At 46.9% G+C, this 15,952-nt stretch carries 12 protein-coding genes; 8 read left to right on the plus strand and 4 right to left on the minus strand.

The features are described from left to right. Positions 1 to 2,857: PKD domain-containing protein (locus K9J17_13850; GenBank protein ID MCF8277813.1), on the plus strand; the 2,857-nt coding region annotated here is incomplete at its 5' end. 66 nt (positions 2,858 to 2,923) lie between these two features. On the opposite strand, the gene K9J17_13855 is transcribed toward K9J17_13850, so the two are convergent. After that, positions 2,924 to 3,691 carry a TIGR00266 family protein gene (locus K9J17_13855; GenBank protein MCF8277814.1) on the minus strand — a complete coding sequence of 256 codons (768 nt, stop codon included), beginning with the start codon at positions 3,689 to 3,691 and terminating at the stop codon, positions 2,924 to 2,926. A 158-nt stretch (positions 3,692 to 3,849) separates the two neighbouring features. Here K9J17_13855 and K9J17_13860 point away from each other — a divergent pair, with 158 nt between their 5' ends. Next, on the plus strand, positions 3,850 to 4,854 hold the full coding sequence (locus tag K9J17_13860) for a glycosyltransferase family 9 protein (protein MCF8277815.1): 1,005 nt from the start codon (positions 3,850 to 3,852) through the stop codon (positions 4,852 to 4,854). Between the two features lie 24 nt (positions 4,855 to 4,878). Beyond that, entirely contained in the window at positions 4,879 to 5,283 is a 405-nt protein-coding gene (locus K9J17_13865) for a DoxX family protein (GenBank protein ID MCF8277816.1), read from the plus strand. Here K9J17_13865 and K9J17_13870 read toward each other — a convergent pair. From K9J17_13870 to K9J17_13880, 3 genes are all read right to left on the minus strand, one after another. Then, positions 5,280 to 5,798 carry an acyl-CoA thioesterase gene (locus tag K9J17_13870; protein ID MCF8277817.1) on the minus strand — a complete coding sequence of 173 codons (519 nt, stop codon included), beginning with the start codon at positions 5,796 to 5,798 and terminating at the stop codon, positions 5,280 to 5,282. The two genes, K9J17_13865 and K9J17_13870, sit on opposite strands and share 4 nt — an antisense overlap. 87 nt (positions 5,799 to 5,885) lie before the next feature. Next, entirely contained in the window at positions 5,886 to 8,939 is a 3,054-nt protein-coding gene (locus tag K9J17_13875) for a CocE/NonD family hydrolase (GenBank protein ID MCF8277818.1), read from the minus strand. A 12-nt stretch (positions 8,940 to 8,951) separates the two neighbouring features. Next, positions 8,952 to 11,801, minus strand: coding sequence for a TonB-dependent receptor (locus K9J17_13880; protein ID MCF8277819.1), 2,850 nt, complete (start codon positions 11,799 to 11,801; stop codon positions 8,952 to 8,954). Positions 11,802 to 11,942: 141 nt separating this feature from the next. On the opposite strand from K9J17_13880, the gene K9J17_13885 reads away from it, so the two are divergent. From K9J17_13885 to K9J17_13905, 5 genes are all read left to right on the plus strand, one after another. Beyond that, entirely contained in the window at positions 11,943 to 12,779 is an 837-nt protein-coding gene (locus K9J17_13885; GenBank protein ID MCF8277820.1) for a mechanosensitive ion channel, read from the plus strand. Between the two features lie 47 nt (positions 12,780 to 12,826). Next, the gene (locus tag K9J17_13890; GenBank protein ID MCF8277821.1) at positions 12,827 to 13,423 is read left to right on the plus strand and encodes a hypothetical protein; all 597 of its coding nucleotides are present in this window, start codon (positions 12,827 to 12,829) and stop codon (positions 13,421 to 13,423) included. A gap of 74 nt (positions 13,424 to 13,497) precedes the next feature. Beyond that, on the plus strand, positions 13,498 to 14,376 hold the full coding sequence (locus K9J17_13895) for a hypothetical protein (GenBank protein ID MCF8277822.1): 879 nt from the start codon (positions 13,498 to 13,500) through the stop codon (positions 14,374 to 14,376). Beyond that, the gene (locus tag K9J17_13900) at positions 14,370 to 14,894 is read left to right on the plus strand and encodes a DinB family protein (protein MCF8277823.1); all 525 of its coding nucleotides are present in this window, start codon (positions 14,370 to 14,372) and stop codon (positions 14,892 to 14,894) included. The genes K9J17_13895 and K9J17_13900 overlap by 7 nt, the downstream gene beginning before the upstream one ends. 3 nt (positions 14,895 to 14,897) lie before the next feature. Next, on the plus strand, positions 14,898 to 15,950 hold the full coding sequence (locus tag K9J17_13905) for a hypothetical protein (GenBank protein MCF8277824.1): 1,053 nt from the start codon (positions 14,898 to 14,900) through the stop codon (positions 15,948 to 15,950). Positions 15,951 to 15,952 lie beyond the last annotated feature (2 nt).

The raw sequence follows: 15,952 nt of genomic DNA on the forward strand, positions 1-15,952 counted from the left end.
GCCAACCATTTGTGGCGGACAGACCGAGACACTGACTGCGCCAGCAGGTGCGGCCACCTATTCTTGGACAGGACCTGGAATTGTGCCTCCGACTGGTAATCAGCAGATTGTGAGTGTAAATCAGCCAGGCGCTTATACCGTAACGATGACCACCTTCGGGAATCAACCTTGCACCTTCTCGCTCGACACGCTCATCGATCCAAATGCAAGCAATCCGGTAGCCAGTTTCGATTACTTACCTGTGTGTGAAGGCGATCCGATTCAGTTCAATGATCTTTCTACACCAACTGGGCAGATTCTGAACTGGGCTTGGGATTTTAATGCCGATGGTAATCCGGATGCGGTGACGCAAAACCCGACCCACACCTTTGCAACAGCTGGAACATATCCCGTTCGATTGGTGGTGGCTGCCAATCCGTGTTTAGATGATACAACCATCAATGTGGATGTTCTATCCACACCAACATCCACATTTACCGTTACGGGCCCTGTATGTGTGGGCGATAATTCTACCATTACATACACGGGAAATGCACCAGCGAACGCTACTTACAACTGGAATTTCGATGGCGGTACGGTTGTTTCAGGTTCAGGTCAAGGACCGTATCAGATAAGTTGGGTAACGGGTGGAACCAAGAATATCACATTGGATGTGAGCCTTGGTTCGTGCGCAGCGCCAACCACTACACATCAAGTGGTTGTGAACCCCATTCCTCTGGTTGACATGGGGCCTGATGTGGATATTTGCGATGGCGAAAGCGTTACACTTACAGCCACTGGAGCTACCACCTATGCTTGGTCGCCTGCCACAGGTTTGAGTGCAACAACAGGTGCTTCGGTAACGGCCAATCCGGTTACAACTACCACGTATACCGTTACAGGAACATCTAATGGATGTACATCCACTGGCACGATAACCGTGAACGTGAACCTGATTCCGAACGTGACCGTGAACCCGACCACCGCAACGGTTTGCGCTGGTGAGGTTACCACATTCACAGCAGCTGGAGCCACTACCTATGCTTGGTCGCCAGCAACTGGGTTGAGTGCCGTAACAGGCACATCGGTTGATGCAGCTCCGAATACGACCACGACATATACCGTGACAGGAACCACCAACGGTTGCAGCGCCTCTGCCACCTTCGATATCACGGTAAATATTTCTCCGAACCTTACGATAAGTCCTGATGTGGCTATTTGTGGAGGACAGACAACTACGCTGATTGCCAATGGTGCCGATACTTACGATTGGACTCCTGTTGCAGGATTGAGCGCAACAACTGGAAGCACGGTTGATGCCACTCCAGCCACCACGACCACTTATACCGTTACGGGAACTACTCAAGGTTGTACGGCCACCGAAACGGTTACAGTAACCGTGACGCCATACCCGAATGTGACGGTTACTCCGCCTGCAAGTTCTATCTGTGTTGGCGAATCGAAAGGATTCACCGCTGCGGGCGCCACAACTTACACATGGTCTCCAGCAACAGCGTTGAACACGACTACAGGCCCTACTGTTCTGGCCAATCCAATTGCCACCACCACGTATCAAGTGGTTGGGTCGGTAAATGGTTGCAACGATACGGCCACGGCTGTTCTCACCGTAAATCCAATTCCAGTGGTTACCCTTAGCCCAGATATTACCATTTGCAGTGGCGAAACCACTTCGTTGACAGCCGCTGGTGCTACAACCTATGCATGGTCGCCTGCCACTGCTTTAAGTGCTACGTCTGGCCCGACAGTAATTGCCAGTCCGCTGATCACAACGACTTACACAGTGATAGGAACAAGTTTGAGTTGTACGGCTTCGGCCATGGTGACCGTCACCGTAAATCAAACGCCAACGGTAAACGTGACGCCAGTGGCCACTGCTTTTTGCGATGGAAATTCTACAAACCTGACAGCCACAGGAGCCGATACTTACAGTTGGTCTCCGGCCACTGGCCTAAGTGCCACAACTGGAAATGTGGTGATTGCCAGCCCTATCGTCACCACAGTTTACACAGTTACTGGTTCAACGCTCGGTTGCGAGGATGATGCGATATCCACCATCACTGTTCATCCAAACCCTGTGGTCGATTTTGTAGCCGATGTGACCGAAGGTTGCGTTCCCGTGTGTGTGAATTTCGCGAACAACTCTACCATCGCATCCGGAAACATGACATACCAATGGACCTTTGGAGATGGCGCGAATGCAACAGGAACTGCTGCGTTGCATTGCTATCCCGATGTTGGCGTTTATTCCGTTGGCCTCACGGCCACATCCAATTTCAACTGTGTGACCAGCTACGAGCGAACAGATTATATCAATGTTCATCCAAATCCGGTGGCGCGATTCACAGCCGATCCGCGAAGCGCAAGCATCCTCAGCCCGAAATTTGATTTTACCGACAATTCGGATGGAGCTGAAGAGTGGTTTTGGGATTTTGGTGATGGCTCAACCACTCAGAATCTGATCAGCACACCAGCGCACACCTACCCTTCCACGATGGATAGCGGAACGTATACCGTAACGTTGCAGGTAGTGAACGAATTCGGATGCGTGGATGAAACGGAGTTGGATGTGTACATCACGCCTCACATCAGCATTTATATTCCGAATTCGTTTTCTCCGAATGCCGATGGAAAGAACGATTCGTTCAGGGCTTATGGCGAAAACATCGTTGATTTCACCATGCGGATCTTTACCCGTTGGGGACAGGAGATCTATTACTCGGCAGTGATGGAGGATGGATGGGATGGAACCTACTTGGGCCGACAGGTGGAAAACGATGTGTATGTGTATAAGATAACTTACAAAGGCTTGGACGGCACCGAAGGAAGACCTACAGGAAGCGTGACCTTATTTAGGTAAGCAACTTGTTTTGAAGATTCAATGGTAAGAGCCGCCAACATCTTGAATGTTGGCGGCTCTTCTTTTTTAGTCTCCGCTGATAATACTTCCGAGCAGTCCACCGCCCAAACCGGCAACACCTTTACGCTCACCTGTTGAACCACCGAAGCGGGCAGCCGCAGAGATTCGATCGGCCAAACGACTGAAAGGCAAAGTTTGCAGGTAAACGATTCCGGGCCCGGTAAGATTGGCCGTGAACAATCCTTCGCCACCAAAAAGCGAGTTGCGGAAACCGCCAATGAACTGGATGTCGTAATCGACCGTTGGGGCAAATGCCACCAGACAGCCTGTATCAACGCGTAGCGTTTCTCCGGCCACCAAGTTCTTCTTGATGATAGTGCCTCCTGCATGAACGAAGGCCAAACCATCGCCTTCCAAACGTTGAAGAATGAATCCCTCGCCCCCGAAAAGTCCAGCACCCATGCGCTTGGTAAACGCCACTTCTATTTCAATTCCCTGCGCGGCACACAGGAATCCGTCTTTTTGGCAAAGGAATTTCCCGCCCAATTCGCCCAAATGCAAGGGAATGATCTTGCCCGGATAAGGTGCTGCAAAGGCCACATGACTCTTGCCCTGCCCAGTGTGTAGGAAGGTGGTGATGAAAAAACTCTCGCCTGTTATCAGTCGTTTAAATCCTTTGAAGATGCCGCCTCCCGTGTTGGTCTGCATTTGAATGCCGCTTTCCATGTAAAGCATGGCTCCGGCCTCTGCCCTCACCGCTTCGTTCGGGTCGAGCTCAATTTCCACTGCCTGCATGTCATCGCCATAGATCTTGTAATCAATTTCGTGTGCCATTTCTATTGTATTTGGTTCGGGCCAAAGATCAAAACTCTTTTGTTTTCGTGCATTTAAAGAATGTTAATTCCTCTTCGTACTGCCAATTTGGTGCAGACCTACTTCATCTAATTTCAATGAAATTCAGCAGGTGAATCTGTTCGTTTACTTTTGCTTGCATGCAGCGCATCCTCATTATTCGGTTCAGCTCCATTGGCGACATCGTTCTGACCTCTCCGGTGCTGCGCGTGCTTCGGGCAGCATATCCCGATGCGGACATCCGATTTGTGACCAAGCAGCAATATGTCGAAGTGGTCACTTTCAACCCGTATTTGACGGGCGTTTTCCTACTGAAAGATGGCCTGAATGAGTTGGCCCGTCAACTTCGGGCTTTCAATCCTGATCTGGTCGTAGACCTCCACCACAATTTGAGAACACGCATACTGCGCACGTTGGTTGGCGGCAAATGGCTATCGTTCCAAAAACTGAACGTAGAGAAATGGCTGAAGGTGAATTTGAAAGTGGACCGATTGCCCGATGTGCACATCGTGGACCGCTACCTCGAAACGCTCAAACCATTGGGAATTGAAGGAGACGGAAAAGGCCTCGATTTCTTCTTTGATCCCTCTGCCTCCGGCATCTCCCCAAAGGGAAGAGAATCAGCGCTTCCAACGGGCTTCGGTCATTCTTATGTGGCCTTAGTGATCGGAGCAAAATTCAAAACCAAGCAACTTCCCGTAGCCAAGCTAATGGAGTTGTGCAATGGGCTAAAGCGTCCCATTGTTCTTATTGGCGGGAAAGAAGATGCGGCTGTTGCCCGCGAAGTGACTGAAAAATCAAGCGCTACTATTTACAATGCCTGCGGAACACATTCGTTATCAGAATCGGCTTGGCTGCTACAGCAGGCGGGGCTTGTGATTACGCACGATACGGGCATGATGCACATTGCAGCGGCATTCAACAAAAAGATCATCTCCGTTTGGGGAAACACCATTCCGCAATTTGGCATGTATCCTTATCTGCCCCAAGGCGGTGACTCCTTTTTATCGGAAGTTAGCGGACTGAACTGCCGACCGTGCAGCAAGATCGGGTTCGATGCCTGCCCGAAAGGGCATTTTCACTGTATGCAAAAACAAAATGTGAGTGCCATCGTGAAAACGACAAACGCCTACTTTGAACCTTAAACCTCAAACGTTGAACTTTCTACCATGAAAAAACTACTCTTCTCCAACAAACCAATTCAGATCGACCTCGGATTACTCTTGCTCCGTCTTGCTTCTGGCGGATTTATGGCCTACAGCCACGGCTGGGGCAAACTTCAAGGCATGCTGGAGGGCGACTTCAGTTTTGCCGACCCTATCGGTATCGGAGAAACGCCTTCATTGATACTTACCGTATTTGCCGAGTTTGTCTGTGGTATTCTCGTAGCGCTCGGACTCTTCACACGGGCAGCCCTCATTCCGCTTATCATCACCATGGTTGTAGCGGTTTTCATCATTCATGCCGAAGACCCCTTCAGCAAACAGGAGTTCGGATTGCTGTTCCTCGTTCCTTACCTCACGCTGTTCCTTGCCGGACCGGGTAAGTTTTCGTTGGATAAGCAGTTGGGTTAAGCCTCAAACAGCGCCTTCAGCTCTGTAGCATCGCTTGGTTTCATCTTCCCAGCCAAAATGAGGCTGAGTTGGCGTCTGCGCAGCGCACCCTCAAAGCGGGCTTTTTCTTCTTTCGTTTCGGGGCTTACCTGCGGCACATGGATGGGGTTTCCCAATTGATCAACGGCCACAAAGGTGTAGATGGCCTCGTTCACTTTTAGCTGTTCAGAGGTGCTGCGGTCTTCCACATACACATCAATGAAAATCTCCATGCTGCTGCTAAAGGTGCGCGAAACCTTGGAACGCAGCGTAACGATATCGCCCAGTTTGATCGGTTGCGGAAACGTGACATTATTGACTGCTGCGGTTACACACACCCGCTTGCAAAGGCGATGGGCCGATATGGCCGCAATCACGTCCATCCAATGCAAGAGCTTCCCTCCCATCAGGTTTCCGAGTGTGTTGGTATCGTTAGGCAACACAATTTCGGTGTTGATGGCCAAGGTGGATTCGGGTGTTCGGACGCTGTCTCTCATTGCTGCAATTTTGCGCAAAGATAAAGCCCCGTCCTCCAAATGGAGAACGGGGCTTTATCAGTAGTCGCGTTGCTGCGAATAGTGCAATTACATCTTGGTCAGTTTTTGCACGAACCGCTCGTTTGTTTCCGTGTCTGTAAGCTCCACGAAATAGATTCCTTGGCTCAGGTCGCTCACGTCAAGATTAATGTTGTCGCTAAACGCACCCATCTTCTTAACCAGCGAACCATCAATGTTTAACACATTCAGGTTGTAATCACCAGCTTTTCCCATATATACCGTTACAAAATCAGATGCTGGGTTAGGAAAAAGCAGCATGTCTGGACCAGTGGCCTCCACTGCAATATCCTCTATGCCAGTATATTCCTTGGTGTAGACCGGTAGCGAAATCTGAGTTGGATGCTCTTCAGAGAAATGAACACGTTGAATGGCAATTCGCGGGGCATACTCTTCGCCTTCAAAAATATAGGTCTTTCCATCGCCAGGCTTTCTACGGAAGAATTCGTTCGGCATGATAGGCACATTTGGATTAACCTGGTAGCGGTTATAGTTACTGCTGCTTATCAGAATCTTCACCTTGTGTCCATCACCAAAGGTGTAGGCAATAGGAAGCGTTTGAAATACATACTCGTAGGTCTGACCAATTTCGATGTTCGTGAAAGGAATATCATCGCCAGGAAAAGGAATGGTGTAATCTTTCCAAGGCTCTTCAACCAACATTCTCACGTAATCACGAGCACGGGCATTCACTGTGCCGCACTGCACGAAATACTCACGACCGTCAGGGTAAACATCTACAATTCTCACCATGAAATCCGTGTCCGTTGGGCCTTCATTTAAACCACCGATGTTGCTTTTTGCGTAGAGCTTCACACTTGGAAAACCAACAATGCAGAGCGAATCTTTAACTGGTGCGCTTTCGAAGCTGATAACACCCGGACGGTTCATGGTATAATGCTCATAGCGTGGGTCTTTCAAATTGAACTGTCCTTGCGCATCGCGCTCACCGTCAGGTGTTTTCACGATCATGTTGGCCCCACCGACTGTTCTGATCGGGTCGTCTGGATCGTGTACATACATTTTCCAACCTTCGTCTGTGGTTGGCGCTACATTGTCCAATACACCATTCTGGTGCATGTAAAACACTTCGCGCTGAACAGCATCCCACGGACGGCCTTCTGGCAACGGGAACGTATCTGCAGGCAGCCAATAGTTAGACAGGCCAACATTCTGTGGTTCGGTATCGTCATTGGGTCCTATCACATACAATCGAACGTTGGCAATCTCGTTCGGGTCTGCAAAATCGCGATACGGAATTGGATTGATCGTCTCAGCACTCAGGCCAGGAATCACGTTATCCAATGGAATATCTGGAAGGTCAATCGGAATACTTCCAGTGCCAAGAAGTGGCGAATCGTACACGATCTCAGCCTTCAATCCGCTCAATGCACGTGCTCCAGTAAGAACTCCGATAAGTTGATCATAAGGTAGTCTTACTTCCTCCACGGGAACTCGGATAGAGAGCGTGCCAAGCAGGCCAAGGTCAGCTAATGGATATAGGTTATCTGATTCTGGGAGGATAAACTTTGGCTCTCCAATAAATTCATTAGGATGGTAGTTCAAATTGTAACGGAACCAACCGATGACCTCAGAATTAAGGGCTTTGTCAATAGGGATATTGGTTTCGCTGAAATCATCGAAGTTGATACCCAACAGGTCGTTCACATTTTCAGGATAGGTTCTGTCTCCCGTAGTGGTTGAACCAATGGTCTGGTGAGCCCAAGGTCCTAGAACAAGCTTCTGTAACTCTCGATTCGTTACACCTGGTCGGTTGAACTTGTTGTTGCTCAGGTGGCGTCTCATATTCGCCCAACTTTCGGTTTGAGAGTCAACGAAAATGTCCCACCAACCGCAGAGGTGGTAACCCGGAACCTCCATGTTTCGGAAGCGGCTGTACTGTCCATCTAACTGTCCTTCACCGAATTCGTCTGTTACCGCACGGCTGACATCAATTTCAGGTCGGCCAGAAGCATTCGGATAATATCCACAGGTTGGAATTCCAGTGATCGGGTCGGGATACTGAACTGAAGCAAAGTGGTCAATAGCCAAATTGGCTGCATCAAACTTATTCTGCTGAAAGGTTTTCTCCACTCCATTTACCACAATGGTCTGAGGCAATTTATAGTCAGCAGAACTGTGAATATTGTTCTGCATGTCATTGTCAATAGGAATGAGGTCATCATCTGTTCCAGAGAAGATCTGTCCTTTCAACCATCCGGTAACCAAACGATCACGAAGCACACCATTCGGATAACCTACTCCTTTGTAGAAATCGGCTGGCGCTACGATAGGCATGATGCATTTCAGACCAGGTTCGTTCTCATCGATCATGTGCGCTGCCGCTGCCTGATATTGATTATAACCCAAGGCTGATGCCCCAAACATCGCATATCGTCCTGTGTAAAGCAGATCTGTTGTATCTGTAATGCCGTCTCCGTCCAAATCGTAATCGCGCATCAAACGGTGTTTGATGTATTCTTTTGTATCGTATCCATCTTCATGGTGATTGCCATTCTTTGGGTCATTCTCATCTGTGGCATCCAACACGTGCTGAAATCCTGGATGATAGACACCCTTGTCCCATCCATCGCTGGTAAGTGGAAGGTAAACACCTTCAGAAGCATACCTTCCTCGTTGATCCTGCTTTGCAAATGCGTATCCCAAAAGGTTCATGATGGGCGCTTCTCCTGCATTAAGATCTCCCTTGTCGTAGGGAGTTCTCGTTAGCACCATTGGCAATTTGTAAGGGTTCGGATTTGGCTGACCATTCAGCGAATCATAGATCACATACTGGGTTCCTCTCGGAATCAGCTCCAGATTGTACTCGATTGGCGCACTGCCGAAAATACCCTGAAGCTGAGCCGGAAGCTCAATGCTAATAGGAACCATCAAGCAATCGCGCATCACCGGCAGGTAGATGTCGGTCATTAATTTAACGCTGTCGTGCATCACGAACTCTTCCGTATAAGGAGTACTGAATTCGAGAAGGTTGTCAATCTTTCCGTTAAGAATGACATCCTGAGAACTGGCTGAATTGATCAGCGAGCCAATAAGAACGAGTGAAAGGAGAACTCTTTTCATGATCGAGGGTTTTTAGAGTTTTTTAATGTCAAATACAATGGAACCATACACCATGGCTCCGATCTTTGGAGCGCCAAATGCTTCCTGACGTTGGAAGTTATAAACATTAGACGCACCAAGGCGTAATGTGGAATACCATTTAGGGATTTCGTAGCTGAGTTGAAGGTCAAGAAATGAGTAAGAAGGTACTTTTCCTGTTCCAAAAGTGCTCTGCCACAAATAGGAGTCAACCCATTGGAAATTGGCCGCAAAACCAAGGCCTTTCCACACGTTTCGGCCCTTGACACCAACATTCAATTTATGCTCTGGTGTGTTGAAACCCGGAATGATCGGATCATCAAGGTCCTTGTCTACCAGCTTCGCCCAATTGTAATTCATCGATGCGGAATACTTGTCGTTTATATAGTAGACCAATCCGATGGTAGCACCCATTGACCGTACCTGCTGTTTTGCATTTACAGGAATTTGATAACGAATGTATGATTCGTTGCTTGGTGAGTAAGACAGCAACTGATCGACACCACTTTGATCATCCACACTTGCATTTTTAGGTTGAACTACTCGAATCTCTCCAATGAAATCGGTGTACCAGTTGTAATAGAAGTTTGCATCAACATACAATTTCTTGAACAGAACACCTCGGTAACCGACCTCTACCGTTTTCACTTGCTCTGGTCTCAATTTTCTTGCGTTGAAGGTTTTCAACTTTTTCGCAGCATCGTCATATACAGAATCGTACCATACGCCTTGAGTTTGAACGCTGTCGATAAAATCCTCAAAAAGCCCAACCGATTCTAATGTATAGAGGTTGTCCCAACCATTGAGGTTACCAGCAATGGTAAGCGGGCCAATGTCGAGGTTGATGTACTGATTCTGTAGCGTTGGAATCCGGAAAGCGCTTTGTCCAGATACTCGGAAAACATGGCCTTTCAAGTTATACATCAGCGATGCTCGTGGCGAGAACTGAACAGGGAAATTCTTGTTCTTATCTGCTCTCACAGATGCCATCACTTTAAACTTATCGTTAAAGAACTTCTTGCTTAACTGAAGGAAGCCTCCAACCTCCCACAGCGAAAGATCCACGAATTGTGCATTCAGATCTGCTGAGCCATTAGCCAGTGTATCTCCTCTATTAACTAACGTGTCCGAAAAAATGGTACCGAAAGATTGTGGATCGTAACGCCTGAAATTGGCACCTACGAGTACATCAAGCCATGGCCAATCGAAATTGTACTGACCTTCTACGTGCTGCAAATTAGATCTGTCTGTGAATTTCGAACCCGTTTGAAGATCCGCATTGTTAACAATCGCGTTTCGTAGGGAATCAAATTTCGGAGAACCTGCTGCAATCCAACCATTTTGATCGGCTTGAGCACGGGCATAATCCTTAGCTATCTGTACCTCTTCATTGGTGGCATCATCATCAAAGTCATCTGTCATTATTTTCAGCGTATCGAAATACGCGCCCAGATACTCGCCAACATAATCGGCAATTCCTTCTTTGGAGATGTTGATCCCTGTGAATACCACATCGTACGATTTCCCAGCATCTTCAAACGTAGAATAACCTTTGATGCTCCAGTTTCTGCCTGTCACTTCTCCCTTCACCTGCTGGAAAAGTATGTTATTGATGCTATAGCGATTGGATGCCTGATACACTGCAGTTCCCAATCCGAATTTATACGTAAGTGAAGCCTCAATTCCCTGCTTAAATCTGTAGTGCAATTCGGCAGATGCTTTAGCGCTGAATGTGTTGTTGTTTGCCAATTGATGTTCCGTATATCCTGGAGCGCGTACATTGATCGTACCTGGATATGCATTTGGTGAAACAAGTCCCAACCAGTTGTTCAGGGCTATGAAATCATCTCGTTCTTCCTGCGTGTTATCGGGGTCATCTTGTGCCTGCTCTACGATGGCCGATAGGTCAACGTCTGTTTCAATGTCGCCATACCGGTTTGGAGCAACGCTGTCTGATGGATTTCCATAAAGTGGCTGATAAGTGGTGTCATTCGCAATCCAATCGTTAGCCCGTTTGTATTGTCCAGTAAGTTTTAACGCCCATCGTTTCTCCTTTCCATAAACACCTGCGTAACGCGCTTGTACATCCACATAATCGCGCGTGCCTCCTTGCAGTTTCACAGAAAGGCCTTGATAATCGTACGGATTCTTGGTCTTCATACTGACCACACCTTGGAAAGCATTCGGACCATACAATGCAGATGCAGGACCGCTGATAACCTCCACACTCTCAAGATCCAGATCGTTGGCACCAACCATGTTGCCAACAGGGAAATTCAAACCTGGCGCCTGATTGTCCATTCCGTCAACAAATTGAACCACCCGAACAGGAGCAGTGGTGTTGAAACCACGCATGTTGATGACCTGAAAGCCCATACTTGAAGTGGTAACATCCACTCCCTGTAACGTGCTGAGACCAGCATAGAAATCGCCAGAAGCAATTTCATTGATCTCCTTAGTATTCATCTTATGAATGGAAGCAGTAGATTCTAAAATCGTCTCAGAAACTCTTGACCCCGACACAACCACTTCCTGACCAACCATGTTGATGGTTTCCATTTCAATGGTCAGTTTGGTATTCGATTTATCAACCGGAACTTCGAATGTCTGATACCCAAGATATGAGATTTCGAGCGTCTTAGGTTCCGTCAGATCCAATTCAATCGAGAACTTTCCGTTAACGTCAGTTTGCACACCTGTTGTTGTACCTTTAATAATTACAGATGCTGAAATAAGGGTTTCACCTCTCTTCTTGTCTTTAACAACACCAGTTACCGTGGTATTCTGTGCAAAACCATGAATAGAAAAAAGGATAAAAGCGAGTAGGGTAAAGACTCTTCTCATACGCTAGGGGTTGATTAATTTTTGGTTAAGGTTTCCCAAGAATACGAAGTTTTTGAAACTTGTCAATCAAGAGACAAAAAAATCTAATGGTCCAAAGCTAAATGCAAGCCTTAGATTTGCATTTTAATTTCAGAATCTCGAATGAAAGAATTTCTTCAGCGCGAATTGATCACAGTGGGAGCATACCATTTAACAATGCTTCAGATCGTTGTGGTCCTTTTGATCCTGACTTTCACTTGGATTGCCACGTGGGCCATAAAAGCAGTTGTTGTTAAACGGAAGAACATCTCCGAACTTGAACTAGGAAGAAGACTTTCCGTGTACAAACTGATACAATATGTGGTATGGATCGTTGCCATTCTACTAAGCTTAGAATCGGCAGGTTTTCACCTAACGGTGCTAATGGCTGGTTCAGCCGCCCTTTTGGTTGGTATCGGCCTAGGATTACAAGAGGTTTTCAAGGATTTTGTGAGCGGCATCATCCTCCTTTTCGATGGAACGATCCGCGTGTCCGACATCATTGAAGTGGAAGGAAAAGTTGGCCGAGTGCGCGAAATCCGACTTCGTGCTTCGGAAATGGAAACGCGCGAAGGAATTATCATGATCGTGCCTAATTCCAGATTCATCACCGGAAATGTGGTGAATTGGACCCACAACCATAAACTCACTCGGTTTTCGGTGGTGGTTGGTGTGGCCTATGGTTCAGATGTGGAAAAAGTGCGTGACGTGCTAATCGAATGCGCCAGACAGAACGAAGATGTGGTGAAGAATCCCGAACCGTTCGTGTTTTTCTCAGACTTTGCCGATTCGCAGCTCACTTTCACGTTGCAGTTTTTTTCTAGGTCGGTGTTTAGAATAGAATTCGTGAAAAGCGACATCCGTTTTGCCATTGACAAGGCATTCCGTGAAAATGGGATCAGTATTCCTTTCCCTCAGCGAGATGTGCATATCCGCACAGGGCAGAAAGACATTGGGTAACAATTGCCCACACTTTTCGTTAGAAGGTTCGACCAAAAACCTAAATCGTGAATCGATTCATCGTATTACTGGCTGTGCTAATCTTGCCTAGCATCGGGTTTGCTCAGAAAAAATCCGCCCTCAAGGATCGTTGGAGGAACTCGATCGGAGCTTCGGCCCATCTGCTTTTGATAAAGAAAAACGTAAGCCCTGCTTTTGGGGTTTATTACAATCCGCAGGTCAATATCATCAACAGGTATGCTGACTTTTCGTTGGCGGCAACCATGCCTATGACACTTGGCGTTCACATCAAAGACTCATGGATTGAAAAGACTTACTTCTACGGTCATATTCCAGCTGTGGTTGAAGCAAACATCGGACACTATTCTACGCGCGATTTCCGTTCGGATATTGGAATGGGCCTAGGCGTGGGTTATGCTGCGCAGATAAATGGTGCAGACATTTCATCTGGATTTGTGGCAACTCTTGCTGCAAGAACATGGTTTTTCCGTGGAAGTCTGACCATCAGATACATTCTTCATCTGAACATCGTAGGAATTGGAGGCTACAACACGCATGGCATTGCACTAGCCGTAAACATGGGCAACTACTTTAACAAGTTGACCCACATGAACAAGATGAGCAAGTTCCAAAATTTTAAATAGACCCTATTTTGTCGGGGCGAAAGCAAACGCTACAAATGCGTTGGTTACATTTGCTCAAGTTGTAAACTACAGGTATGACAAGAATCGTTACACTATTACTTCTGCTTTTCACGTTGACGCAAGCTGCAATGGCCGGTGGTCCGTGGCCTCGAAAAAAGAACAGTGGTTATGCTCAATTAGGCTTCACCTATGTTGGCTACAACAAGTTCTTTAATCACGAAGGAAAAGTGACCGATCTGAGAAGAAACGTCACTGATTTCACAACTCAGCTTTACCTTGACTTCGGAATCACAGACCGATTGACGATGACCGCCAATTTGCCGTTCAAATATGTGGCATCAAGTCAGCAGATTGTAAATTCAGATACCACGTATTTCAGAGATACGGTACCTGCAGGCAATCTCTTTGGATTGAATAACGTGATGCTTGGATTCAAGTACAACATCATCAACAAAAAGGTTCTTTTTTCTGCTGGTTTAAATGCAGAGGCAAATGTTTCCAAGTACGATTCGCTTACTACACTCAGAACTGGACCAAGTGCGTGGGTTTTTCATCCATACTTGAGTGTTGGCTCATCCTTTGTACAAGGAAAACTTTACACAATGCTTGATGCTGGCTATCGTCTCCGATTGAACAACTACAGCGACCAGATTGATTTCAATTGGGAACTTGGCTATTCGTGGAACTACAAAACCTACTTTATTTTAACCGTTGCTGGTAGATATGCCATTAAAGAAGGCAGCAACGACAATAACGTAACGCCATTAAATCCGAATGGTAGAGACCTTCACACTACGCTTTATCCAAACAACCAACAATATGTTGGTTACGGAATCAAATTCATTCAGAAGATCAAAAAGAAAGTGCATCTGAATGCCGGAGTGTATTTCGGCATGGGAAACATGGTGGCTGCAACTCCCAGCTATAACCTTGGTGTTGCCTACGAATGGTAACGCAGACCAACATTTCCATTTTGAAGCAACTTAACTGCAACACGTTGCTTAGCCTGCGTTCCGTTTTAGAACGAATGGAACAGAAAATGTACACACACGTGAATCCGAAAGGGCGCGCTTCTGTTGGACAACATGTGCGGCACACGCTCGAATTCTATCAGTGTCTGTTCGAAGCCACAGATTCGGTGAATTACGATCTGCGTAAGCGTGACATTCTTCTTGAATCGAGCCCTGATCATGCGATGATTTGCATTGATGAACTGATTGAAAAACTGAATTCGGTTTCATTAGATCGATCGCTGAAACTATTGGCCGAAATGTCTGGTGCCGAAGACAATCTTCTTTCTGTCAGCTCATCCATGTCTCGCGAACTGCTTTACGTTCTTGAACATGCCATTCACCATATGGCTTTGATGCGCGTGCTTATAAAAGATGGCAACACCGAATTTGACCTGCACGATTCCTTCGGAGTAGCCTATTCTACCTTGGCTTACCGAAGCCACGAAGCCAAGGGCTAAACCATGAATCCTGTACCATTTTCAGTTCGTCTGCACATTTGGTTGCAGCGCCTTGTCCGTTGGGAATTCTGGCCTTGGCGAATTGTCTACGTTCCAGTAGCTGTGTATTGGTTTTTTCTGGCGATAAAGGCGCGTGGCTGGGTGTTTTTCAGTGCTGCTAACCCGTGCATGCGTTTCGGTGGTTTGGTGGCATACTCAAAAACCGATGTCACCAAACTCGTTCCTGAAGACTATTTGCCAAAAACGGTTTTTGTTGAATTGAATGATTCTCCGTCACAAGTTCTTACCACAGTGAAAGAGAAGGAAATGTCATATCCGTTGATCATCAAACCGGATATGGGAGAACGCGGAAAAGGCGTGAAAATCCTCCGAACTGAGAAGGAATTGCTTTTGGCTTTGGATTCCGTTCATGAACGGATGTTGCTACAGGTTTACGAAGACCTTCCAATGGAATTGGGCGTGATGTATAGCCGAAATCGTGATGAACAAAACGGAAAAATCACTTCCATTGTCATCAAAGATTTTCCTGCTGTGATCGGAGATGGCAAACGAACGCTGTTGGAATTGATTCTAGCCAATCAACGAACACGTTTCAGTTATAAAATCCACGTAAAACGTTTTGCCGACCGGTTGAAGGAAGTGATTCCTGAAGGTGAGAAGTTGAGAATTGTGAACATCGGCAACCACATGTTGGGAACCACATTTCTGAACGGCAATCACCTTATCTCACCTGAATTGGAGCACGTATTTGATGATCTGGCCAAACAGATCAAAGGATTCCACATTGGTCGATTTGATGTACGGACTGCTTCATTGGATGCCTTGGTAAAAGGCCAGTTCAAAGTAATTGAGGTAAATGGCGTGAACTCCGAACCGTGTCACATTTTTCATCCTGGCCGATCCATTTTTCTTGCTTGGCGCGATCTATTCAAGCATTGGAAACGCATTGCTGATATCAGCATTGCCAATCACGAATGTGGTGTTCCGTACGCTTCCTATTTGGAGATTCAACGCGAAATTCGAAAACATAACCGCGAAGGAGCGAAGCACGATTGAAT

It is taken from the genome of Flavobacteriales bacterium (assembly GCA_021739695.1).
Lineage (GTDB): Bacteria > Bacteroidota > Bacteroidia > UBA10329 > UBA10329 > UBA10329.

Bases quoted from the DNA above. Each gene is read 5' to 3' on its own strand.
- K9J17_13900 (MCF8277823.1), top strand. From the start codon at position 14,370: ATGGTAACGCAGACCAACATTTCCATTTTGAAGCAACTTAACTGCAAC.
- K9J17_13885 (MCF8277820.1), top strand. From the start codon at position 11,943: ATGAAAGAATTTCTTCAGCGCGAATTGATCACAGTGGGAGCATACCAT.
- K9J17_13855 (MCF8277814.1), bottom strand. From the start codon at position 3,691: ATGGCACACGAAATTGATTACAAGATCTATGGCGATGACATGCAGGCA.
- K9J17_13895 (MCF8277822.1), top strand. From the start codon at position 13,498: ATGACAAGAATCGTTACACTATTACTTCTGCTTTTCACGTTGACGCAA.
- K9J17_13860 (MCF8277815.1), top strand. From the start codon at position 3,850: ATGCAGCGCATCCTCATTATTCGGTTCAGCTCCATTGGCGACATCGTT.
- K9J17_13880 (MCF8277819.1), bottom strand. From the start codon at position 11,801: ATGAGAAGAGTCTTTACCCTACTCGCTTTTATCCTTTTTTCTATTCAT.
- K9J17_13865 (MCF8277816.1), top strand. From the start codon at position 4,879: ATGAAAAAACTACTCTTCTCCAACAAACCAATTCAGATCGACCTCGGA.
- K9J17_13875 (MCF8277818.1), bottom strand. From the start codon at position 8,939: ATGAAAAGAGTTCTCCTTTCACTCGTTCTTATTGGCTCGCTGATCAAT.
- K9J17_13905 (MCF8277824.1), top strand. From the start codon at position 14,898: ATGAATCCTGTACCATTTTCAGTTCGTCTGCACATTTGGTTGCAGCGC.
- K9J17_13870 (MCF8277817.1), bottom strand. From the start codon at position 5,798: ATGAGAGACAGCGTCCGAACACCCGAATCCACCTTGGCCATCAACACC.